The sequence below is a fragment of the Undibacterium paludis genome (assembly GCF_022568815.1).
GTDB lineage: Bacteria > Pseudomonadota > Gammaproteobacteria > Burkholderiales > Burkholderiaceae_D > Undibacterium.
Map to the genome: position 1 here is coordinate 137,331 of NZ_JAKZHX010000009.1, position 22,337 is coordinate 159,667.

The following is a 22,337-nucleotide window of genomic DNA, read 5'->3' on the forward strand; positions in this document are numbered from 1 at the left end:
ATCAGAACAGAGCCAGTTCTTCGGCTGTGATCGCTGTTTCACCAGTTTTAATGTCAGAAAAAATGATCGCTGTCGTATCGCCGCTGGCTTCATTGATATGTATGTTTTTTACATAGGCTGCGCCATCCAGTGAAATGGCGCCTATAGCCTTGGCCAGGGCCGGCTCACGCGCTTTCAGCGCCACTTTCCAGCTGTTGGCATCGGCATTGCCGTCTACTTCAAACAGGCTTTCGAGCTTGCCCAGATCACCTGACAACAGGGAGAACAGTACACTGTTAATCATGCGCACGGTTGGTTCTTTTTGCGCATCCAGGCGCATGGCCACGCGGTCACCCTGCATATGCACGATTTCATCACGGGTCAGGCGCAAGGTATTCGGGAAAGGTTGCAAGGTGCGCCACATGACACCCTTGCCATTGAGCACACAAAAGCGACCATTCGACGCCAGTGGCTTCTTCATGCCCTGCAATTGCTTGGTTTGATCAAAGCGACCGCAGAGTATGGCGGGTTTGGCCAGCATGGCCTGGATTTTTGCTACAGGCGAGTTAGCCGCATAGCCAGTCACAGAAACCACAAGCAGGTTCAGGGACAACAGGCAGGTCAGAAAACGTTTCATGGTGCGGCGACTCCTAATTTTTCGAACAACACCTGTGGCGAGACGAAGCACATTTCACCACTGGCAATTTCCACGGCAACCTGGGTAGTGCTGGCGCGATTGAGACGTTTGCCGCTAGCGGCATCGCTGATCAGGTAATCGATTTTGAGACGATTTTCCCACTCAACAATTTCTGCACGCAGCTTCAAACGCTGCCCAAAACTGGCTGGCGCAATATAACGCAACTGCATGTCGATGACCGGCCAGGCATAGCCAGATTCTTTCATCTGCACATAGTTGTAAGCAATCTGGTCCAGCAAGGCGCAACGCGCCACCTCCAGGTATTTGACATAGTTGCCATGCCAGACGATTTCCATCGGGTCCAGGTCGAAGAACTGTACCTGCATGTCGACTTCGGCAAACCAGCGGCCCGGGCTTTTTGCTTTACGCATAGAGATTCCAATGTTGTTGATGTATCCGCTCCAGCAGTAACCGCAAGTCTGGTTCCAGGCGCCGGTCTTCCTGTACTGGAGGGATGTCCGTCCCCAGTGTCTCCAGCATATCCATCAAAGCTGGCGTCAACGTCAGTTCAGGATTTTGTTGTACACGCAACCATACCCCCTGACGCACCGTGATAAGCAGTGCGGCAACCACTTGTTCAGTCAACTCCAGCACACGCAGGCAATCACGGGCGGCTATCGTGCCCATGCTCACCTTGTCCTGGTTATGACATTCAGTGGAACGTGAAAAAACCGAAGCGGGCATGGTCAGTTTCAATGCCTCCGCGGTCCATGCTGAAGCACTGATCTGTAAAGCCTTGAGACCATGATTGATGGCTGCTCGCGGCCCTTGCATGCCCGATAAGTTAGCCGGCAGGCCATGGTTGTAACGACTATCGACCAGCAAAGCCATTTGCCTGTCCAGCAGATCGGCCAGATTGGCGACAGCGTTCTTCATGCCATCCATGGCAAAGGCAATGTGCCCGCCATAGAAATGGCCTCCATGCAACACACGCTCATTCTCTGCATCGATAATCGGATTATCATTGGCGCTGTTCAGTTCGTTTTCTATCGCCTGCCGGAAAAATGGCAAAGCGTCTGCCAATACGCCTATCACATGCGGTGCGCAACGTATCGAATACCTGTCTTGCAGGCGTTTGCCATTGCGCTCGGCAACACCTGCGGGCAAATCCTGGCGCAACCAGGCAGCAACAGTTTGCATGCCGGCATGCGGTTTCACTGAAAACAGCATTTCATCAAAGTGATGCGCATTACCATCAAGTGCAACCGAAGCCATGGCAGTAATCCGCGTACACAGTTTAACCAGGTAATCGGCTCTGTCATAAGCCAGGCAAGCCAGGGCCGTCATGACGGCCGTGCCATTCATGATGGCCAAACCTTCTTTGGGGCGTAACTTCAAGGGCTTGATACCAGCCTCTTGCAATGCCTGCGCAGCAGGTATCTGCACGCCATCACGCAAGACTTCACGTTCACCGCACATGACGGCAGCCAGATACGACAAGGGGGTAAGGTCCCCACTGGCCCCGACCGAACCTTCCGAGGGAATCAGCGGTAGCAGACCGGCATCAAGCAAACGGCCTATCTGTTCCAGCAGCTCCACACTGACGCCCGAAAACCCTTTGGACAGTGAAGCCAGCCGCACTGCCAGTACGGCACGGGTCTGGGCCGGGCTCAGGTATGCACCAAGACCACAGCCATGATAAGTGTACAGGTGATGTGGCAGCTCTTCCACCAGATCAGCCGGAACCGTCACGGTGCAGGAATCACCATAACCGGTAGTCACACCATAAATAGTACCGTCCTCGCGCAGCAGACGATCGAGAAAGTCAGCCCCACGGGCGATAAGGGCGCGAAACGCCGGGTCATCTGACAGTTTTGCCGTGGCTCTTTCATGGGCAATATCAATGATATCTTCTATGCTGAGCCTGGCGCGGTCGAACTGCACGCTGCGCTGCCCGGGTTTCTGATCAAGGTGTTGCATCAGTTTCTTCCAAATAGGGTAAATGCCAAAAATCGTAAAAATTAAACCATTGCAACGGGGCACGTACTGTGTAATGTTCAAGGCGCGCCGCATACTCTGCCACCAGCGCCTGTAAGGCCTGGTCGCGTTCACGTCGTGGTAATCTGACGGATTCGCGCAACATTTCAAAACAGACTTGTGGCCTGCCATCCATCTGCAAGGAAAACAATAAATACACCGGGCATTGCAAGATACCCGCCATGACAAAAGGGCCAACAGGGAACGCCGCCTTTTGCCCTAGAAAATTGGCGTAAGCCACGCGTGGCTGTACTGCTACCGGGATACGATCACCGGCTATCACGACAAAACCACCGGCCTCAATTCTTTCTGCCAGCAGCATCGCTGTAGCAGGCGTCATTTCTGTTACCTGCAGCAAGTTCATCTGACTGCCAGGATCGAGTTGTGCCAGCATGCGATTGAAAGCCTGCGCATGTTTGGTATGGACCAATATCGTCAACTTTACTTCCGGATAGCGGCGCGACAAGACACGACACATTTCCAGGTTACCCAAATGAGAACAGATCAGCAGCGCCCCTCGCCCTGTCTGCAATTGCCCATGCATTTGCTGCTGTCCAGAATACTCAACCTTGCTGGCATCAAACAAGCCTCCCCACAACAACATCTTGTCGAGGATATTTTCGGCAAAAGCGGCAAAGTGCTTCATGACACCGGGCCAACCCAGACTGACCGGCGTATAGGCCTGCACACGCGCCAGATAATCGAGCGAAGCTTTCCTGGCTACTTTTTTTGTCAATACATACCAGGCCAGCACCGGGTACAAAAACAGGCGAAATGGCCAGCGCCCAAAAATGCGAAAAACCCAGAACAGCAGATGCATGCCGGCAACAAAACTGACTTCATTCAAGCTGGCCCAGTGCCAGCGATCATGATGATCATGGCGACCACTGCTGCCGTCTGCTTTGCTCATCACTTACCCGCTCCACGCCAGTGACGCGCCAATAGACCTGGCATGCGTATCAACATGCCGAAAAAAAGTTTGGTGTGCATCAGGCTGATCAGTGCATTGTCACGCCACACACGGAAATGAGAGACACCGTCAACCGGATAACCAACACGGGTAGGGACATTCACAACTGCCAGCCCAGCCCAATACAACCTGACCAGTATATCGGTATCGAAATTCATACGACGGCCTATCGCCTGCCTGTTCATCAGTGCAATGACAGCAGCGACAGGATAAACCCTGAAACCGCACATGGAATCGCGTATGGCCAATGACAAGGTATTGATCCACACCCAGACATGGGTCAGGTAGCGTGCATAAAGACGTAATGCGGGTACGCTTTCATCATAGACCGGATAACCTGCTATCACTGCATCTGGCCTTGCCTGCGCCTGTGACAGGAATTGCGGAATGTCGGCAACACAATGCTGCCCGTCTGCATCTATCTGCAACAAATGCGTATAGCCAGCCTGCGCTGCCTGAACAAACCCTGTCAGAACCGCTGCCCCTTTACCCTGGTTCACTGCATGCCTGAACAGGCTGACACGCTGCGGGTTCGCTGTCGCCAGGCTGTCAAGCACCCTGGCACAGGTATCTGAACTACCGTCATCAACCAACAGGCAATCGACATCGTGGGCGAGCACTGCCTGCAACACGGCGGCAATCGCATGCTCATGGTTGTAGACAGGGATCATGACGCAGGGTTTGAACACGTGTTAACCCTCTGCCCTGGCAAAACGCAATAGCGAATGGCAATAACCGATGTCGTCGCGCGCGGTCAGTAAACGCAATCCTGCTGCTTCAGCCATGCGTATGTAGTCACCGCTTTCATAGATTTTGCTGTTACCGCTGGCCATGGCCGTAAAATACGGTGAAGTATTGATCAGGCAATAAGCGGCGATATCGTAACGCTGACGATCCCAGAACGTGTCCATGATCAGCAATTGTCCGGTCGACGACAATGCGTCAGCGGCACGCTGCAAGATGCTGGCGATGGCAGGCTCAGAGAAACAGCTGAGGAACTGACTCATCCAGATCAGGTCCATCCCTGCCGGCAAGGCTGACTCCGCATCAAGCAAATCTCGCGCATGAAAATGAGCGCGCTCTGCCAGACCCGCCTCTTTCAGGTTTTCTTTGGCCACATCAAGCTGACGTGGCAAATCCACCAGATGCATTTCAACTGCTGGGGAATAGTTGAGTACGGCTTTGCTGAATTTGCCGGTATTTGCTCCTATATCCATGACCTTGCGCGGTGCGGTAGCAAGCACGTCAGGCATGATACTGGGGAAGGACGTATCGGAATAGTAATGATCAAAGGCAAACCAGCTGGTTTTTGCCGGTTCAGGCAGTTGTGACAAGCCCTGGTACAGGGTGGGCCATTCACCAAGGGCGTTCAGGCCTACTGGCTTTTGCTGGTCCAGTGATTCGTCAAGCTTGAACAGGCCTTCATAACAGACATCGTGCGTAAAATCGAGATTGATCTGGGTGATGGAGTCGGTCAGTACGCAGTAACCGGCCTTATCGAGCACATAGGCGCCATTGCTCAGGTAAACCACGCCGGCAGACAGGCAGGTTTCCAATACGACTTTCAGCGCATACTCTGTCCAGGGCCCGTTTGCAGCCAATTCTTTTACCGTGAGCCCGGTACCACCTGCATCCGACAATGCCTGCAACATGCCACGCTTCCATGCATAACGCACGCACTGAAAGACGACTGGTCCAAAGGCAATTTTTTGCGCCTCAAAACGGGCAGCGAAGGCGCTCTGGCGCTCAGGAGAAAATTTCTTATCTAGCATGTGGGCTTTTCATGAACAAATAAAATACGACCACCGGCATGCTGCCCGGCATCGGAAAAATAACGGAACTGCAAACTGCCTTTGGCTACGTCGTGCACCAGCTCCAGCATGACAGGTGCTTCGGCATTGATAACATGTTGAAACTTGAGCGCATGAATCGCTGAAAAAACGGGTGGCAAAGCAAAATGCTCGCGGGCGAATCTGATGGCCCAATCTACCTGGACCACGCCAGGCAGGATCGGCGCCACATCAAAATGACCATCAAAATAAAACAGCGACGCCGGAACCACAAGCTCGAACAGGATGCGTGTTGCAGTTTGCTCAAGCAGACGCTGTTGCGGCAAGCGCGGGCGAGCCTCTTCCTGCTCTTTGTCAAGCAGGGCCAACAGTTGCGCATGCGTTGTTTTACCCTGGGAATTGACTGGCATCTGATCCAGATAGCGCCAGCGACGCGGCAGGGCAACTGCTTCAACCACTTTGCTTAAATGAGTACGCAAGCGCTGGTTGCATGCGCTCTTGCCTTCTGCATCAAGATGAATACGGCCCTGCTCTGTCAAGACAATAAAGGCGCTTAGCCTCTGGCGCTGCCCCCCGGCTCCGTCATCAGCAATCACCCTGGCCTCACTGACCAGACCCGTTGCCAGCAGACTCTGTTCCATGGCGTCGAGCGAAATACGTTTTTCTTCTATCTTCACGATACGGTCGCTGCGTCCCAGCAACATCAGGCGCCCGTCCCCGGTCAGTTGCGCCCGGTCTGCCATTTGCAACCAGCTGGCATCTGGCAAGTGTGGTGATTGCACTTCCAGCACACCGTCCTTACCTGCAATACGCATATTCACGTCTGGCAGGGCATCCCAGACTTCCGGGTAACCATGCTGTCTTTGCCGCCATGCAATGCCACCGGTTTCTGAACTGCCATAGACTTCCACAGGCACCTGCCCCAGCATGGACCCGATCGCAAATGCAGTTTCTGCCGTCAGGGGGCCGCCAGATGAAAATATGGCCCGCACATTAGCCCTGCATGCAGCCCAGTCAAGATGTTCAGGCAAACGCTTCAGGTGTGCCGGACTGCCGATCAGGACACAAGCATGCTGTAACAATAATGCGTGCAGTTGCTCGGGGAAATTCAGGCTGCGGGCATGAATAAGGCGTCCGGCAGATAAAGGCCACAAGACTTTGAACAGCAAGCCATAGATATGCTGGTGCGATACGGTAGCGATGACTTCGGCATCAGCAAGTCGTGCTGAAAAAGTTTGCTCCAGACTACGCACTTCGCTGATGAGTTGTGAAATTTTTTTTGGTATGGCCTGTGGCTGCCCGGTACTGCCCGATGTATGCACCACCAGTCCGATGAAGTCGGGGTCAAGCGGAGCAAAGTCCAGCAAGGCATCAACATTGCCAGCCGCTGTTCCGGCAACCAGAGGCGCATGTTCTGCAGGGAAATCACCAAGGAAACCGCTGACTGATGTTGACAGAGCCAGGCAGGTGGCCGGCAAGGTATCGGCCGTCAGCCAGACCGTTTTTTTGGCCTGCCAGGCTGCCAGCAAAGCAGCGGCAAACTCCAGACTATCATCCAGATACAGGGCCAGTTGCTGGCCGGGCAAGGTGTCTATAAGCGCATGCCAGGCAGCCAGGCGTTGGATGAAAGCGGTCTTGCTGACGATGCCATTGATGTCGCGACCTATTGCGGCATCAGCTGCGCGCGTTGCCAGTGCCAGGCAAGGGTCAGGATAAAAATCAGACATGATGAATTCGTTTAAAACGCAGGCGCACCAGATATTCTATGGCGAATAACAGGCCCATTAAAATATAGGAAATAACGCCCGTGTAAAGTGACCAGATCGCCGGTGTCGCCCATAGGGCGGTTGCGAAAGCAATGCTGCCATTGATGATAAAGAACACGCACCAGACCTGGGTAACACGACGGGTATAGGTAATTGCGGCATCAGGTAATTCCGGTTCACGCAAACGGGCGAAACGCTCAACCATGGATGGCGGCACCAGCAGGCTATAACCAAAAACTGCCAGCAATGCGGCATTGACCAATACCGGATACAATTTCAAAGGCAGCAAGGCATTGGCCCACAAGGCGCAAGCCGCCAGCAACAGTGCACAAACCATGGACCAGCGCGCTACGCGACTTACTTTAAACGTGGGTATCCTGGTTGCGGCAGCCAGCAGCAACAGACCAGCCAACCAGCGTGGCTCTACCTGCCCCTGACCAAACCAGATCACGAGCGGATATAAAACCGTGAGGATGACCGCCAGCACGGTCAATACAGGCCGAATTATGCTGATTGCTCCGCCTTCAGGTTGACCAGGGCGTCGACGACATCGCCGATCGTACGAATCTGTTTGAATACTTCAGGCTGCAGACGCATGCCTGTCATTTGCTTGAGTTTCACCGCCAGGTCGACCGCATCAATGCTGTCGATATCAAGATCGGCATACAAATTTGACTCCAGTGTCAGCGAAGCCCTGTCGAGTTCAAACATTTCTGCCAACAGATCTGCCACCCAGGTATATAACTCTTCCCTGCTCATTGCACTTACCACAACCATTGCTCGCTCCCTTACTTCTTTCTATTTGTTTCAATCAACGCAGCAAGCGCATTTACTGATGAAAAATGACGACGCGTGTCCTCGGAATCTGCCGACAGTGAAATACCATATCGTTTTTGCAGCGCCACACCCAGTTCAAGCGCGTCAATGGAATCCAGACCCAAACCTTCAACAAATAGTGGTGCAGCACTGTCGATATCTGCTGGAGTCATGTCTTCAAGTTGCAGCACTTCGATGATTAGTTCTTTTACTTCTTGCTCAAGCATGGTGTTGATTTTCCTTGGTAAAATATTGCTGCAAATAATCTGTCAAATCCCTGGCAGCCATGACTTCAGAGCGGCCGGCGGCGACAAACTGCTGGAAAGGGATATCTTCCTTTACCTCTATCCTGAATTGCACAAAGCGCTCAGGCACTCGCCACCATTTATCCCCTTTTCCCAGGGTCGGTGGCACACAACTGATGACAACAGGCGTCACTGCACACGCACCGCGCACTGCAATATTGGCAGCCCCACGTTTCAAGGTGATGGCACCATTCGCCGGTGTACGTGTTCCTTCTGGAAATACAATTAAATTATTTCCAGCACGCAGGGATGTGATGCAAGCGTCCAGCAGTTCAGTCCCTTGCGCATTACTGATATAGCTCGCGGCACGCACTGGTCCTCGTGTGAAAGGGTTGTTCCACAGGTGGCTTTTTACTATGCAGTCTGCGCGCTTCACAAAAGCCATCAAAAATACCGTATCAATCAATGTCGGGTGATTTGCCAGTATAAGCAAGCCCCCTCGCTCCAGCCTTTCCAGCCCGATCAATTCATAACGCAATACGCCCAGCCCTTTCATCAGACCAACGAAGCCCCGAAAAGAACGCCTGATGATCACACGCGCCCATTCGGTGCGGCGCTCTTGCTGCAACACCAAAAGATTCAGTACAGGGAACACTAGCGCCCACAACAGCACACCACCCAGGCCAAAGGTAGCAAAACTCAAACCTGTTGCAAAAACGCGCCAATAACGGTTCATGCCCTCAAGCATGGCGCGACCATAACCATTGTTTGTTTGCGACATGTCTCTGCAAACTGACATCTGATCCAAGCTGGAAACGTAGTATGTCCAGACCACCTGGCAATCCTGCCTGCTCTGGCACGACTGCCTCCGCCTGCCTCCACTCCAGGGTAATCACTTCGCCTTCTGCCGGCACCATCAGCCAGGCCCAGGCCCAAGCTTGCTCACTGACATCCTCAAAAGGTTTAAATACCGCAGGCAATGCCTGATCATAGCTGACCAGCAAGACCATGGGCTCGCCGTCAGCCAATAAAGAACAAGCCTCAATCACGGCATGCTCCACACTACTGGCACCTGCAGCCAGTGCCAGATGATTTGCCTGATCTTTCCTGGCAATCGAAAACAAACCTGCACTGGCATTATGCACGGCAAGGCCAAAACCGGTAGGTGAGAGGGATTCCCCGTCCAGCATTTGCGTCAACAAATCGACCGAACGAGCGACTTCGCCGTGGCGGGAGCAAAATATGGTGGGAATATCAGTGCGCCCGTCCATTACCTGATAGGCAACTTCCAGCGCCATTTTTCCCAAAAAACCTGCTCGCCTGCGCAACATCGGCGGCATCGCCGACACAGATGGTTCTGCATCTGCAGAAAATGCGAATGGTGCTCGTGCCCACTCACGCCAGGATTGCTCCGTCGCAACTCCAGGTGCCCATGCGGCATGACTGGCGATTGAAAAACTAACCCTGTTCATAGCCATGGCTTTATCTTCCAATCAATTCGTCAGCACAGCTATTTAACTTTGCAAAATCCACTTTATACAATTTGTAACAATTAACCCGGCATTATAACAACCAGTATTGCAGTCCACAATCTTATCCATTGAGCGAAACCCTCTGATTTCGACCCAAATTGCAGGCTAAGGCTATTAAAATTACCTAAATGCAAGCATATTTGACATCAAAACACTTTCACACGACGTGATCATAAAGTGAAAAAGCCCGGCTGCATATGTATGCAACCGGGCTTTTTAGATAAATGCTTGATTAATTTTTTACTCAGACAGCAAACATCTGATACAAAGCATCAAAAATGCAACATTAATGGCCGGCCAATATACCCGACCTGCCCTGCAGTTTATTTTTGATTTTGATCAGCAACTTTTCAAAATCATCAATATAAGTAAACACGGCAGGGACTACCAGCAAGCTCAACAAGGTGGACGTGATCAACCCACCGATCACGGCAATCGCCATCGGTGAACGGAAGCTGGGGTCAGCTCCCCATCCCAGGGCCAGCGGCATCATGCCTGCACCCATGGCGATAGTGGTCATGATGATGGGTCGGCTACGCTTGTGACAGGCGTCAACCAGGGCATCGAAACGGCTCATACCCGCCTGCCTTGCCAGGACGGCATAATCCACCAGCAAGATCGAGTTCTTGGTGACGATACCCATCAACATGATCAAACCTATCATGGACGGCATGGACAAGGCACGCCCCGTCACCAGCAAGGCCACGAAAGCACCACCTATACTCAGAGGCAAAGCAGCCAGGATGGTAACCGGTTGCAAAAAGTCCTTGAACAACAGGACTAGCACACCATAGATGCACAACACGCCAATCAGCATGGCAATACCAAAGCTGGCAAACAGGGCCTGCATCTCTTGCGCATCGCCAAGTTCGGCAATACTGACCGATGGCGGCAGGTTTTTCATGCTGGGCAAGGCACGGGCTTCTTCATTGACCTCGCCCAGCTGACGGTTACCAAGCTCCACATCAAGGGTCACATTACGTTTGCGATTGAGCCTGTCGATCTGTGCTGGACCTGATTCCATGGTGACGCTGGCAATGCTGCCTAGCATGACAGGGCCATTCTTGCCAGGCACAGTCAGCCGCTCTATCTCCGCCAGGTCGGCCCTGAAGCTGTCCGGCAGTTTTACCCGAATCGGCACCTGACGCTGCGACAGGTTCAGCTTGGGCAAAGCCTGGTCATAATCACCCGCAGTGGCCACACGCACGGTTTCACCTATGGCAGAGGCTGTCACCCCCAGGTCAGCCGCCCTGGCCACATCTGGACGCACAATGATTTCGGGGCGCACCAATGAAGCACTGGAACTGACATTACCTACCCCCTTCAGGGTACGCAATTCCCTCTCGACTTTTTGTGCAGCCTCGACAAGCGCCAGAGAATCTTCACTTTGCAAGACCAGTTGCATCTTGACGCCATTATCCGGTGGGCCCACGGTGAACCTGGCACCAGAAATATCTGCCACCTCGTTACGGATTTTGGCATCAATATCGGCAATAGAATCCTTGCGCTTATTCCTGTGTACAGCGACCACCGTCAACACTGCCCGTCTTGCTTCTGCCGCCGCCCCGGGCGCGAAAGCGTCGCCACTGGAACCACCACCAATTGAGCTGAACACGCTGATGATGTTTTTATCCTTCATGATTGCCAGCCTGGCCTGCTCGGCAGTTGCCCGGGTTTCAGCCAATGTGCTACCGGGTGGAAGCTCTATATTGACCTGGGTCTGTGCACGGTCAGCTGCTGGCACAAAACCGGTTGGCAGCAAACCGACCAGGGCAATTGAACTAAAGAAAAACACGGTCGCAGCGATCATGGTGGTCAGGCGATGACGCAAACACCATTGCATGGTTTTCATGTAACGCGTCATAATCCAGCCATCTTTTCCACCGTGGCCGCTGTCAGCTTTTTCTGAGGGCTTGACCGATTTCATGATGTAAGCGGCCATCATCGGTGTCAGCAAACGGGCAACAACCAGCGAAGCCAGGATCGCAATCACCGCTGTCCAGCCGAACTGCTTGAAGAACAGACCCGGGACACCGCCCATGAATGCGGTTGGCAAGAACACGGCTACCAGCGCAAATGTGGTGGCGATAACGGCCATACCGATTTCATCGGCAGCCTCGGTTGCGGCTTCCATCGGCGTTTTACCCATGTACAAATGGCGGGCGATATTTTCTATCTCCACAATTGCATCATCGACCAACACACCAACCACCAGCGCCAGTGACAACAGGGTCACCGTATTGAGTGTATAACCAAAATACTTGAGGCCGAGGAAGGTCGGTATCACCGACAGCGGCAAGGCAGCAGCAGCCACCAGCGTCGCACGCCAGTCACGCAAGAACCACCAGACAACCAGAATGGCCAGCAAGGCGCCTTCGTACAGTAAATCCATCGAGCCGTCGAAGTTTTCTTCCACCGGCTGGGCGTTGTCTATCGCCTGATGGAATTTCATGTTTGGATGTGCTGCCTGCAACTCGGCCACTGCTGCACGCGAACCGGTTGCAACATCAACTTCACTGGCGCCCTTGGTACGAAAAACCTCGAAACCGACAACAGGCTTGCCATCGAGGGTGGCAACGGAGCGAGGTTCGCTGACCGTATCAAGCACGCGCGCCACCTGATCAAGGCGTATATGCCGGCCATCCGGCAAAGGCACGTCCATCGCTGCCAGTTCAACTGCCGTCTTGACCGTAGCGATCGTACGCACCGATTGTTCGGCACCGCTGACATCTCCACGACCACCCGGCGCTTCCTGCTGCACCAGTTTCAAACGGCGCGAAACATCAACCGCAGCGACATTCAAGGCAGCCATCTTGGCAGTATCCAGCTCCACCCTTACTTCACGGCTGACACCGCCCATACGCCTGACTGCCCCCACACCGGGCACGGCACGTAAACGTTTTGATACGGTGTTATCGACAAACCAGCTAAGGTCCTGCACATCTGGCTTGCTGCTTTCACCGGCGACAGGCTTGCTGTCTTTATCGTCTTCGGCAGCTTCCACAGTATAGGTCATGATGACACGACCGGCAGTCGAAGCCTTGGTCACGGTAGGGTCGCGCATTTCGCTGGGCAAATCGGCACGTACCGTTGCCACCGCATCACGTACCTCATTGACGGCGTCAGAAATGACTTTTTCCAGCACAAACTCGACCGTCACTTCAACATCACCATCCAGCACTTTGGTATAAACGTTTTTAACGCCCTGCAGGGATGCAACCGCATCTTCTATCTTGCGGGCGACCTCGGTTTCAAGCTGCGCTGGCGCAGCTCCAGACAAGGGCGCACTGACTGTAACGATAGGCAATTCAATGTCAGGAAAATCCTGCACAATGGTTGCCTTGAATGACAGTATCCCCGCCAGCGTCAGCAATACAAACAACATGATTGCCGGTATCGGGTTCTTGATTGATAGGGAAGAAAAATTCACATCAGCCCCTTAGTTTTTGACTGGCCGTGCTGTTGCCGCCACCACTTTCACGGCATCACCATCATTGAGAAAACCGGCGCCACTGGCAACGATAGTACTGTCCGCATTCAGACCTGAGACGACCTCGACCATGTCGCCTTGTGGGGTAGCCACACGACGACCGGTCTGCAGTTTGATCTGTGTTACACGCCCGTCAGGATTGAGACGGAAAGCATAGCTGAAACCATCACGCACGACGACGGCCTGCTGCGGTATGCTCAGCGCCTGCGAGCTGCCGAGGATGAATTCCCCCTTGGCATACATGCCAGGCTTGAATGCCGGTGTTGCTGCTTTGGTTTGCTTGCTTGCTGCAGCGGCATCAGGCATCAGGTCCACATAGACCAGGCCCATCCTGGTCTGCGCATCGACTGTTGGTGATACGACCCTCACCTTGCCTTTCCATTGCGTGCCATCGGGTGCAGTGACCAGCGCCTCAGTTCCCGGAACCACCCTGGTCATTTCACTGGCGGTCACTTCTGCGCGCCACTCCAGGCGGCCCTGACGTATCATGCGGAACAGTTCTGCACCATTACCGACCACCGCCCCCAGGGTAGCCTGGCGTGCAGTGATAATACCGGCATCCGGCGCTACCACCCTGGTATGGCGCATGCGCAATTGCTGGGCTTCAAGATTGGCCCTGGCCGCTTCTACCCTGGCTTTGGCAGTCTGCTCTGCAGTCAGGTATTGACCAACTTGCTGGGCACTCAAGGTACCACTGGATTGCAGGGCGCGGGTACGTTCTGCATTGGCGGCCGCATCTGCCAGATTGGCCTGGGCTTCCGCCAGGCTTGCCTGAGCCTGGGCCAGATCGGCCTTGACGGTTTCACTGGCGAAAGTGGCGAGTAATTGGCCACGTTGCACGGTATCGCCAATATTGGCGTGCAGTTCCTGTATGCGCAAACCGTTTGCTTCTGAACCGATCAAAGCTTCCTGCCAGGCAGCGACACCACCATTTGCAGCCAGCTTGATGGCCAGGTTGCCAGCGCTGGCCTTAATCGTGGTCACCGTCAAGGCAGGTTTGGTGGTAGCAGCCGGTGCTGACGAGGCCGTTGTACTGCTACTTGCTTTTGCTGGAGCATCGGCGGCATTGGATGCACTGGTCGCCCAGAGACTACCGACCCCGGCAACAATGACACCGGCCAGGCTCAAGCCAAATGAAATTGGTTTGCGTGAAATGAGTTTGATCATGTCGAGTACGCTTTCTATCAATGATGTCGATTCAGGATTTTGATTTGCCAGCCGGCAGGTTTACAGAAGACATCCTTGCAGGACTGCTGTCTTGCTCTGCCGCATTCCAGCCACCACCGAGGGCGCGGTAAAGCGCGATCCAGGCACGATTTCTTTCCAGTTGCAAGGAAATCAGGGCAGACTGTGAAGCAAAGGCAGTACGCCTGGCATCCTCAAGCTCAAACAGGCTGGCCATACCCTTTTCGTAGCGCGCAGCCGTTGCGTGCAAGACCTGCTGATAGCCACGCGCCGACATGTCAGAATCAAGGCGGCGCGCATCCGTACTATTGAGGTTGACCATGGCTTCTTCCACCTCACGTACCGCCTGCCTGACTTTGGCATGGAAATTACTGCTGGCAGCCACATAGCGGGCTTTGGCTGCTTCTATGTTGGCGCTGGTCTGGCCACCATTGAACAGGGGCAGACTCAGTGCCAACGGGCCTACTGACCAGGTGTCAGTCCTGGTATCGCTACCCATGCTGCTGTAGCGCATGGTGCCAATGGAGCCGCTCAGGCTCAGGCGAGGATAGCGCCTTGCCTCTGCCGCACCAACCTGGGCACTGGCCGCAGTCACCTCTTTCTCGGCAGCGTACACATCAGGTCGCTGCACCAGCAATTGAGCAGGAATGGAACTGACACCCAGGGGCAACAGATTCTTCGAAGTTTCACTGGCGGCGGCCAGTTTTTGCCGGAGCTCAGGTTCAGGTTTTGCCGTCAGCGCCACCAGTCCCTTGATGTCCAGGTCACACTGCGCCGCCTGCTGTATTGCCCGGCTATTCCCCTCTGCCGCACTGGCGCGTGCCAGCGTAACATTGACATTGGCCGACATGCCCGCCTGTGCACTGAGCTCGGTCAGGCGTGCTGTCTCAGCCCTTGATTTCGCGTCCTGCAAGCTCAGTTCTGCTACTTGCTGGCAACTGAGAACCGAAAAGTATAATTGCGCAACTTCGGCGGCAACAGATATCCTGGCGTCATGCCAAAGCGCCTGACTGCCTTCCAGATCGGCCTGGGCTGCCCGGTTGCTGGCCTGGTTCGCACCAAATACATCAATTTCCCAGGATGTCTGCAAGCCAGCCTGGGCGGTAGTGGCAGCGGCGACACCAGGCTGGTTTTTGCCACGACTGGCATTGGCCACGGCGTCAACAGATGGTAGCAAGGCGGCGCCAGTGGCAACCCGTGCCGCCCTCGCCGTTTCTATGCGCGACCAGGCTTGTGCAATTGTCGGACTGGCCGATTGAGCTGCTTCTATTAATTCAAGCAAGGTGGCATCGCCATGTAGCTGCCACCATTTGCGCAGCTCGACATTTTTTTCCGTGTTCGGTAAGGCCTCTTGCCATTGCGCCGGCAATGTCGCCGTACTCTGCGCGGGAGGGTAAGCGGTAGCACAGGCTGCCAGCATAACAGCAGAGCCTGAAACAAGAAGAAAGCGTCGTATAGTCATATAGCTGTCCACGGTATGTAAATTTTCAAGAAACAGGGTGTCGCCGTTTTTTTTCGTCTTCGCACATGGCCAAGGCATAATCCACCATACGTGCTGCGTACTGATCAATAGCCCTGGGCTTGGCAATCAACCCCGGCCTGATTGCCATCATCACATCGCCGCTAATCATCAGTGAAATGGCAAGTCCCGTGATGGAAAATGCCAGGCGATGCACATCGTCATCGGCCCTGGGAATCTCAAGATAACGACATAAAAGCCTTGTCATACCCTGATGTGCCGGCTTGATGGCACTGTCGATTTCTTCCACCCACAGGCCAGTGGGCTCCAGCATTTCGCGAAAATGCAGTTTCATGCAGGTTTCCATTATCTCGCCCTGCTTGAGCGAATCTGTAAAAGTGCAAATCAGGCTCGTCAATGCCAAACGCAAATCAAGTTCATCCTGCTCAAAAATGGCAGGATCAACATTGGGATTGGTACGCGGGTCATTAAAAACCGCACGGTACAGACCGGCCTTATCACCAAAATAATAGCTGATGGCGGAAATATTCACATTGGCGACCCTGGCAATTTCCCTTGTGGATGTCTTGGCGTATCCGCGCTCTGCAAACAGGTTCAATGCACTGTCAAGCAGGCGCGTACGCGCCTCCATGCCATCAATCCTCAAGATCTTACCCTCATGGCTTGTGGCTGGCGCTTTTGGCTGGTCGGGATTTCTCCCTTTTTTTGGCTGGCTGGAATTTTTCATTTGCGGATACTAACACATAAATCAAACGTTTGATTTAACTAACAAACGTTTGATTTATGGCCAGCAACTGCATCCCAGGAAAATATTCGATCAACACGCGCCTTTCCATGGAGCCTGTCACTTGCAAATGAATTTATCCCCTCAAGTTTGCTTCAAGGTCACAGCAAAGTCATATTGGCAGTTTAGTCTTCACGAAAATCGCTTTTCAAACTCCCCGGACCATCAAAGTGAACTTCCTTACTTCGCCCGCCATCAAACTATTACGTAATGTCAAAATCGCGCATAAATTCAGTTTTGTCGCCTTGGCATTCGCCATCCCGCTGCTCGCACTGCTGGCCCTGCTATTCCAGGACTTGCGCCAGGATGTAATGCAAATCGAATCAAAACAAAATGCCCTCACGATGATCAGTATGCACAATGATTTGCGCACACTGACACAAAAGCAGCGCTCTTTGCAGCACATGCTTCTCATGGGCAACAAGCAATCGACCAAACTCATCAACGAGAATCAGGACAAGATAGAACAATTACTGACGAAACCCGGATACCAGAAAGGAATCAAGGATCTATGGAGTGGCCTGAAAACCAGGCAGTCCCTGCTTAAAGCACCTGAAAGCTTTACTGAGCATGGCAAGCTGATCACAGCAATAGACAATGAGATCATGAAAATTGCCAATAGTTCCAAACTGGCACTCGACACAGAATTGAAAACACATCAGCTGGCCAATATTTACCTCTCTACCCTGCCACAACTGGAAGAAAAAATAGCTGTCATTGCCGGTCGTGGCGCTTCTTATATCGACACAGGATTATTTGAGGCTGGCGAAGATGTCATGCTCAACTCACTGCATTTGCTGGTCAGACATAATTTGTCCGAACTGATCCAGGTTTTGCAAGGCATGAATCATTATGGCAAGGATTACGCGGATGTCAGCAACGATGCGCAAAACCGCCTGGGCATAGCGCAAAAATTCCTGGCCCGCTCACAAGATGAGGTACTGGCTTCCGTCAATCAGGGTACGGGCAGCAGTTTTTTTGATGCTGGTAACGAAACACTCCTGCAACTGACACAAAGCAAGAACGCAATAGCACATCTGATCAACCAGAACCTGGAACTGGATATCGTCAGAATCACTGAACGTGTCTGGCGCTTGTCGGCAATGATTATTGCCTTGCTCGCCCTGGCAAGCTATTTTCTGATCGCCATTTATCAAGCCCTGAGCAGCGACTTGCAAGTCTTGTCACAAGCCGTAGCAGAAACAGCAGCCGGCAATTTGCAAAACCGGGTACGCAGTAAGGGCAAAGATGAAATGGCGCAATTAATCAATGCAGTAGGTGGCATGAACCATGAATTGAGCAAACTGGTCAACAACATACGCCATAGCGCCCAGACCGTCGATGGGATCGCCAGGGAAATTCATGATGAAAATACCGACCTGGCCAGCCGCACAGAGAGTCAGGCAGCGTCGTTGCAGCAAACTGCCGGCGCCATTGATGAGCTGGCAGCAACCATCACTGAAAATGCTGGTAATCTGGCACAGGCAAACACCTTGATACACAGCTCGGCAGAACGCGTACAACATGGTTTGGCAGTCATGGACAAGACCATACTGGCCATGCAGACAGTCAGCAGCAGCGCCAAAAAGATTACCGAAATTATCGGCGTCATGGATGGCATCGCCTTCCAGACCAATATCCTCGCTCTGAATGCGGCTGTAGAAGCCGCCAGGGCAGGTCAGGAGGGTCGCGGCTTTGCCGTGGTTGCCTCCGAAGTACGCAACCTGGCGCAGCGCAGTGCAAATGCCGCGAAGGAAATCAAGGGATTGATCGTCACCTCAGGCGAAGCCGTGGCAACTGGCTGCACCATGATCAACACGGCGGGTGAAACCATGCGTGGCATAGCGGATAATGTCGACATCGTCACTGAATTGATCAGGCAGATAGCCCAGGCCAGCCAGGAACAAAGCGCCGGGATTGCCGATGTCAATCTGGCGATATCAGATATCGACCAGATCACTCAGGACAATACCAGGCTGGTCGAAATGGCGAGTGAGTCAACCGCAAAACTGGAAGAGCAGGCTGTCTCACTTGGCGCTGCGGTCAGCGTCTTCAAGACTACAACTGTCAGCAACGAAATGCAGCATCTGCAACTGATCAGCCAGCATGAGGCCATCGCTGCCCTGCCAGTGCCGCGCTCACAAAAGCGGGCGGCATAGCGCAGTATTTCAATACCCGGAGTCAGGCTGCACTGATACATGGATCAAGCATAAAAAAACCACCGGATTTCAGGTCCGATGGTTTTCAAGTGACTGATGCTGCCCGAGATTGTTGCGCAACTCAGACTTTCAGCAGTACCAATACGTCTTGCAGTTCATCACGAATCTGATGAAGGCTAATTGGCTCATCAATCGGGTCGATAGTAGCACTGTCTACCGGACCACCATTGACATTGAGTTTGTTGCGAGCACCATTGATGGTAAAGCCCTGCTCATATAACAGTTCGCGGATACGGCGTATCAGCAGAACCTCATGATGCTGATAATAACGGCGATTACCGCGTCGTTTTACCGGCTTCAGTTGCGAAAATTCCTGCTCCCAATAGCGCAGCACATGTGGCTTGACGCCACATAATTCACCAACCTCACCTATCGTGAAGTAGCGTTTAGCGGGAATCGGCGGCAATACAAAGGACTCAATCTTGATTTCTGTCATGGAAAGTATCAGGCAGCATGAGCAAGAGGTTGACTACCAACATCGTCCACCATGCCTTTAAGTTTTTGGCTGGCATGGAAAGTTACGACACGACGGGCAGTAATAGGAATTTCTTCGCCAGTTTTAGGGTTGCGACCAGGGCGTTGCGGCTTGTCACGCAACTGAAAATTACCAAAGCCGGATAACTTGACGGCCTCGCCCCTTTCCAGTGCATCACGGATTTCATCGAAAAAAGTCTCTACCATGTCTTTGGCTTCCCGCTTGTTCAAACCCACATGTTCAAACAAAAGCTCAGCCAGCTCTGCCTTGGTCAAGGTAGGCAATTCTTTTTCCGCCTGTGAACGTGCCCTGGCTTCCTGCATGGCCCGGTTCAGGTCAGCATCCAGCACTGACTGGAACTCGGCGGAAATTACATCATTCATGTTCAAAACTCTTCTCGATTAAATCTACAATATCCGGCAAATCCAGACAATATCAACGCAACTTGGCAGCAAACTGTTGACTTGCTGCTTGCACCAAGGCATTCATTGCTGCCTCAACCTTATCATCTTGCAGGGTACTTTGAGTATCTTGCAAGCTAAAGCGGAAAGCAAGGCTTTTCTCATCAGCTTCCAGGCCTTTACCGCGATATTCATCAAACAAAACAATAGCTTGCACAATTTTACACGCTTCGTTTTCCTGTGTCTCGCGCTTGAAAACGTCCAGCAAATTCTGCACCAAAACTGTCTGTTTGACAACCAGCGCAAGATCCCTGGTCACTGCCTGGAATTTGGAAATTTCCTGGTAAACAGGGATATCCACTTGCTGCAACGCGACGACTTCCAGTTCAAATACGACCGGAGCCAAAGGCAGATCATATTTTTGTTGCAGACGTGGATGCAGCTCACCGATAAAACCTATTGCCTTACCATCAAATTCTACGATGGCGCTGCGACCCGGATGCAAGGCCGGATGCTCATTTTTTACAAAACGCAAACTGCCAGGCGCAAACAGGGCTTCCAGGTCAGCTTTGACATCAAAGAAATCAACATTACGGGTATCCTGCCCCCACTGTTCCTCTGCCACCGGGCCATAGGCCAGCGCCGCCAGACGCTTGGGTTGATGGTAACCAGCTACGGCTAGTGGACCATCCTGTACACTGTCATCTTGCAGATACACGGCGCCAATTTCAAAAATTCGCACACGGTTGAGCTTGCGGTTCAAGTTATAGCGAGCATTGGCAACGAGGCTGCCTATCAGATTGGTGCGCATGACACTCATCTGGCTGGCGATAGGATTCAACAGACGTACAGGCTTGTCATTACCGGCAAAATCTTTTTCCCAGGCTTCTTCGACGAAGCTGTAGTTGACAACTTCCTGATAGTCCTGATCAGCAACCAGCCTGCGAATGGCAAACAGTGATCGCTGGTTTTCCGGTGCGATCAGCATTGCACTGGCAGCCACTGGCGGCAAGGTCGGGATGTTTTCGAAGCCATATACGCGTGCGACTTCCTCAATCAAGTCCTCTTCGATTTCCATATCGAAGCGATAAGAAGGAGGCGTCACCAGGAACTCCCCTGGCTGCTGAGTAAACTGCAAACCCAAGCGAGTGAAGATATCGGCTATCTGCGCATCATCAAGCGCCACGCCGATGACTTTCACCGCACGTGCAGTACGCAGCTTGACTGGGGGGCGCTGTGGCAGGTTGACGATCTGGTCATCTACCGGACCCAGCTTGACCTGGTTGCTGCCACCACAAATTTCAACGATCAGGGCGCTGATACGCTCTATATGCTCGACGATGGATTCAAAATCAACACCACGCTCAAACCTGTGCGCAGCATCGGTTGAGAAATTGAAACGACGGGCACGGCCTTGTATCGCCTGCGGCCACCAGAAAGCGGCTTCCAGATAAATATTCTGTGTATCGAGCGTGACGGACGTAGAATCCCCTCCCATGATGCCAGCCAGGGATTCGATTTCTTTATCGTCAGAAATCACGCCTACCCAATCATCGACTTCAACCGTATTACCATTGAGCAGCTTCAGTGATTCGCCAGCTTTACCCCAACGTACTTCCATGTTGCCATGGATTTTATCGAGATCAAACACATGGGAAGGACGACCAAGTTCCAGCATCACATAGTTGGATATATCCACCAGGGCCGAAATCGGGCGCTGACCGCTACGCTCCAACCTTTGTTTCATCCAGTCTGGTGTGGCGGCACGGGCATTAACGCCACGAATGACACGACCACAAAAACGGCCGCACAAATCCGGCGCAGAAATCTTGACCGGCAAAACCTCTTGCAAGCTCACTTGCTGGGTAAGGATTTCAGGCAATTGCAGGGGTGTGCCCGTCAATGCCGACACTTCACGCGCAACGCCAAGCACAGACAGGCAATCGGCCTTGTTTGGTGTGAGTTTGATCGTGAATTTAAGATCATTGAGCTGATAATAATCGCGAAAATTCTGACCAACCGGTGCGTCCGAAGGCAGATCCATCAGGCCGCCATGGTCTTCCGACAATTTCAATTCACGGGCGGAACACAGCATGCCGTAGGACTCTACCCCACGCAGTTTGCCCACCTTGATTTCAAATGGTTTGCCATCTGGACCAGGAGGCAGGATGGCACCAACCATGGCGCATGGCACCTTCATGCCTACCCGCACATTCGGTGCGCCACAGACGATGTTGAGCAAGCTGCCTGTGCCTACATCAACCTGGCAGACATTGAGCTTGTCAGCATCAGGATGTTTGGCGATTTCGCGGATTTCCGCGACGACGACATTGTTAAATGGTGGAGCAACCGGCTCCACCTCTTCGACTTCCAGTCCCGACATGGTCAGCAGATGGGACAACTCATCCGAAGTCATCTTCGGATCAACCATGGTACGTAGCCAGTTTTCAGAAAATTGCATAATTCAGCCGTTTAATGTTGGATGCAGGGCGCAATGCGCCACTCAAAAATTCGGGGATACGCTATCAGCT

Annotated in this window: 20 protein-coding genes; 1 reads left to right on the forward strand and 19 read right to left on the reverse strand. The window is 52.9% G+C overall.

Annotated features, from left to right (window positions below):
- Nucleotide 1: 1 nt before the first annotated feature.
- From LZ463_RS16425 to LZ463_RS16500, 16 genes are all read right to left on the reverse strand, one after another.
- On the reverse strand, nucleotides 2-616 hold the full coding sequence (locus LZ463_RS16425; RefSeq protein WP_241456897.1) for an outer membrane lipoprotein carrier protein LolA: 615 nt from the start codon (nucleotides 614-616) through the stop codon (nucleotides 2-4).
- On the reverse strand, nucleotides 613-1,047 hold the full coding sequence (locus LZ463_RS16430; protein ID WP_241456898.1) for an acyl-CoA thioesterase: 435 nt from the start codon (nucleotides 1,045-1,047) through the stop codon (nucleotides 613-615). The genes LZ463_RS16425 and LZ463_RS16430 overlap by 4 nt, the downstream gene beginning before the upstream one ends.
- Nucleotides 1,040-2,596 carry an HAL/PAL/TAL family ammonia-lyase gene (locus LZ463_RS16435; RefSeq protein WP_241456899.1) on the reverse strand — a complete coding sequence of 519 codons (1,557 nt, stop codon included), beginning with the start codon at nucleotides 2,594-2,596 and terminating at the stop codon, nucleotides 1,040-1,042. Before LZ463_RS16435 ends, LZ463_RS16430 begins: the two co-directional genes overlap by 8 nt.
- A complete protein-coding gene (locus LZ463_RS16440) occupies nucleotides 2,583-3,563 on the reverse strand; it encodes a lysophospholipid acyltransferase family protein (RefSeq protein WP_241456900.1) in 981 nt (326 codons plus the stop codon). The genes LZ463_RS16435 and LZ463_RS16440 overlap by 14 nt, the downstream gene beginning before the upstream one ends.
- Nucleotides 3,563-4,294: a glycosyltransferase family 2 protein gene (locus LZ463_RS16445; protein WP_241457058.1), complete on the reverse strand. Its 732-nt coding sequence runs from the start codon at nucleotides 4,292-4,294 to the stop codon at nucleotides 3,563-3,565. Before LZ463_RS16445 ends, LZ463_RS16440 begins: the two co-directional genes overlap by 1 nt.
- A gap of 21 nt (nucleotides 4,295-4,315) precedes the next feature.
- On the reverse strand, nucleotides 4,316-5,395 hold the full coding sequence (locus LZ463_RS16450; RefSeq protein ID WP_241456901.1) for a class I SAM-dependent methyltransferase: 1,080 nt from the start codon (nucleotides 5,393-5,395) through the stop codon (nucleotides 4,316-4,318).
- Nucleotides 5,389-7,140 (reverse strand): ApeI family dehydratase, encoded by a 1,752-nt coding sequence (locus LZ463_RS16455; protein WP_241456902.1) that lies wholly within the window; start codon nucleotides 7,138-7,140, stop codon nucleotides 5,389-5,391. Before LZ463_RS16455 ends, LZ463_RS16450 begins: the two co-directional genes overlap by 7 nt.
- Nucleotides 7,133-7,672 (reverse strand): COG4648 family protein, encoded by a 540-nt coding sequence (locus tag LZ463_RS16460; RefSeq protein ID WP_241456903.1) that lies wholly within the window; start codon nucleotides 7,670-7,672, stop codon nucleotides 7,133-7,135. The genes LZ463_RS16455 and LZ463_RS16460 overlap by 8 nt, the downstream gene beginning before the upstream one ends.
- Nucleotides 7,673-7,683: 11 nt before the next feature.
- A complete protein-coding gene (locus LZ463_RS16465) occupies nucleotides 7,684-7,938 on the reverse strand; it encodes an acyl carrier protein (protein WP_241456904.1) in 255 nt (84 codons plus the stop codon).
- A 29-nt stretch (nucleotides 7,939-7,967) separates the two neighbouring features.
- Nucleotides 7,968-8,222 (reverse strand): phosphopantetheine-binding protein, encoded by a 255-nt coding sequence (locus LZ463_RS16470; protein WP_241456905.1) that lies wholly within the window; start codon nucleotides 8,220-8,222, stop codon nucleotides 7,968-7,970.
- Nucleotides 8,215-9,021 carry a lysophospholipid acyltransferase family protein gene (locus tag LZ463_RS16475; RefSeq protein WP_489686126.1) on the reverse strand — a complete coding sequence of 269 codons (807 nt, stop codon included), beginning with the start codon at nucleotides 9,019-9,021 and terminating at the stop codon, nucleotides 8,215-8,217. The genes LZ463_RS16470 and LZ463_RS16475 overlap by 8 nt, the downstream gene beginning before the upstream one ends.
- Nucleotides 8,981-9,718: a beta-ketoacyl synthase chain length factor gene (locus tag LZ463_RS16480; protein WP_241456906.1), complete on the reverse strand. Its 738-nt coding sequence runs from the start codon at nucleotides 9,716-9,718 to the stop codon at nucleotides 8,981-8,983. The genes LZ463_RS16475 and LZ463_RS16480 overlap by 41 nt, the downstream gene beginning before the upstream one ends.
- A gap of 340 nt (nucleotides 9,719-10,058) precedes the next feature.
- Complete coding sequence (locus LZ463_RS16485) at nucleotides 10,059-13,202, reverse strand: efflux RND transporter permease subunit (protein ID WP_241456907.1); 3,144 nt, start codon at nucleotides 13,200-13,202, stop codon at nucleotides 10,059-10,061.
- A 9-nt stretch (nucleotides 13,203-13,211) separates the two neighbouring features.
- Nucleotides 13,212-14,429, reverse strand: coding sequence for an efflux RND transporter periplasmic adaptor subunit (locus LZ463_RS16490; protein WP_241456908.1), 1,218 nt, complete (start codon nucleotides 14,427-14,429; stop codon nucleotides 13,212-13,214).
- Between the two features lie 31 nt (nucleotides 14,430-14,460).
- Entirely contained in the window at nucleotides 14,461-15,909 is a 1,449-nt protein-coding gene (locus LZ463_RS16495) for an efflux transporter outer membrane subunit (RefSeq protein WP_241456909.1), read from the reverse strand.
- Between the two features lie 25 nt (nucleotides 15,910-15,934).
- Entirely contained in the window at nucleotides 15,935-16,558 is a 624-nt protein-coding gene (locus LZ463_RS16500; protein WP_241456910.1) for a CerR family C-terminal domain-containing protein, read from the reverse strand.
- A gap of 323 nt (nucleotides 16,559-16,881) precedes the next feature.
- Between LZ463_RS16500 and LZ463_RS29230 the strand changes: the two genes are divergently transcribed.
- The gene (locus LZ463_RS29230) at nucleotides 16,882-18,870 is read left to right on the forward strand and encodes a methyl-accepting chemotaxis protein (RefSeq protein WP_241456911.1); all 1,989 of its coding nucleotides are present in this window, start codon (nucleotides 16,882-16,884) and stop codon (nucleotides 18,868-18,870) included.
- Between the two features lie 121 nt (nucleotides 18,871-18,991).
- On the opposite strand, the gene LZ463_RS16510 is transcribed toward LZ463_RS29230, so the two are convergent.
- The 3 genes from LZ463_RS16510 to pheT all read right to left on the reverse strand — a co-directional run bounded on the left by LZ463_RS16510 (nucleotide 18,992) and on the right by pheT (nucleotide 22,267).
- Nucleotides 18,992-19,366 (reverse strand): MerR family transcriptional regulator, encoded by a 375-nt coding sequence (locus tag LZ463_RS16510; protein ID WP_241456912.1) that lies wholly within the window; start codon nucleotides 19,364-19,366, stop codon nucleotides 18,992-18,994.
- Between the two features lie 8 nt (nucleotides 19,367-19,374).
- On the reverse strand, nucleotides 19,375-19,728 hold the full coding sequence (locus LZ463_RS16515) for an integration host factor subunit alpha (protein WP_489686128.1): 354 nt from the start codon (nucleotides 19,726-19,728) through the stop codon (nucleotides 19,375-19,377).
- 112 nt (nucleotides 19,729-19,840) lie between these two features.
- A complete protein-coding gene (gene pheT / locus LZ463_RS16520) occupies nucleotides 19,841-22,267 on the reverse strand; it encodes a phenylalanine--tRNA ligase subunit beta (RefSeq protein ID WP_241456914.1) in 2,427 nt (808 codons plus the stop codon).
- Between the last annotated feature and the right edge of the window lie 70 nt (nucleotides 22,268-22,337).

Bases quoted from the DNA above. Each gene is read 5' to 3' on its own strand.
- LZ463_RS16515 (WP_489686128.1), bottom strand. From the start codon at position 19,728: ATGCAGGAAGCCAGGGCACGTTCACAGGCGGAAAAAGAATTGCCTACC.
- LZ463_RS16455 (WP_241456902.1), bottom strand. From the start codon at position 7,140: ATGTCTGATTTTTATCCTGACCCTTGCCTGGCACTGGCAACGCGCGCA.
- LZ463_RS16500 (WP_241456910.1), bottom strand. From the start codon at position 16,558: ATGGAGGCGCGTACGCGCCTGCTTGACAGTGCATTGAACCTGTTTGCA.
- LZ463_RS16475 (WP_489686126.1), bottom strand. From the start codon at position 9,021: ATGTCGCAAACAAACAATGGTTATGGTCGCGCCATGCTTGAGGGCATG.
- LZ463_RS16425 (WP_241456897.1), bottom strand. From the start codon at position 616: ATGAAACGTTTTCTGACCTGCCTGTTGTCCCTGAACCTGCTTGTGGTT.
- pheT (WP_241456914.1), bottom strand. From the start codon at position 22,267: ATGCAATTTTCTGAAAACTGGCTACGTACCATGGTTGATCCGAAGATG.
- LZ463_RS16440 (WP_241456900.1), bottom strand. From the start codon at position 3,563: ATGAGCAAAGCAGACGGCAGCAGTGGTCGCCATGATCATCATGATCGC.
- LZ463_RS16490 (WP_241456908.1), bottom strand. From the start codon at position 14,429: ATGATCAAACTCATTTCACGCAAACCAATTTCATTTGGCTTGAGCCTG.
- LZ463_RS16480 (WP_241456906.1), bottom strand. From the start codon at position 9,718: ATGGCTATGAACAGGGTTAGTTTTTCAATCGCCAGTCATGCCGCATGG.
- LZ463_RS16435 (WP_241456899.1), bottom strand. From the start codon at position 2,596: ATGCAACACCTTGATCAGAAACCCGGGCAGCGCAGCGTGCAGTTCGAC.
- LZ463_RS16465 (WP_241456904.1), bottom strand. From the start codon at position 7,938: ATGAGCAGGGAAGAGTTATATACCTGGGTGGCAGATCTGTTGGCAGAA.
- LZ463_RS16510 (WP_241456912.1), bottom strand. From the start codon at position 19,366: ATGACAGAAATCAAGATTGAGTCCTTTGTATTGCCGCCGATTCCCGCT.
- LZ463_RS16495 (WP_241456909.1), bottom strand. From the start codon at position 15,909: ATGACTATACGACGCTTTCTTCTTGTTTCAGGCTCTGCTGTTATGCTG.
- LZ463_RS16470 (WP_241456905.1), bottom strand. From the start codon at position 8,222: ATGCTTGAGCAAGAAGTAAAAGAACTAATCATCGAAGTGCTGCAACTT.
- LZ463_RS16445 (WP_241457058.1), bottom strand. From the start codon at position 4,294: ATGATCCCTGTCTACAACCATGAGCATGCGATTGCCGCCGTGTTGCAG.
- LZ463_RS16450 (WP_241456901.1), bottom strand. From the start codon at position 5,395: ATGCTAGATAAGAAATTTTCTCCTGAGCGCCAGAGCGCCTTCGCTGCC.
- LZ463_RS16430 (WP_241456898.1), bottom strand. From the start codon at position 1,047: ATGCGTAAAGCAAAAAGCCCGGGCCGCTGGTTTGCCGAAGTCGACATG.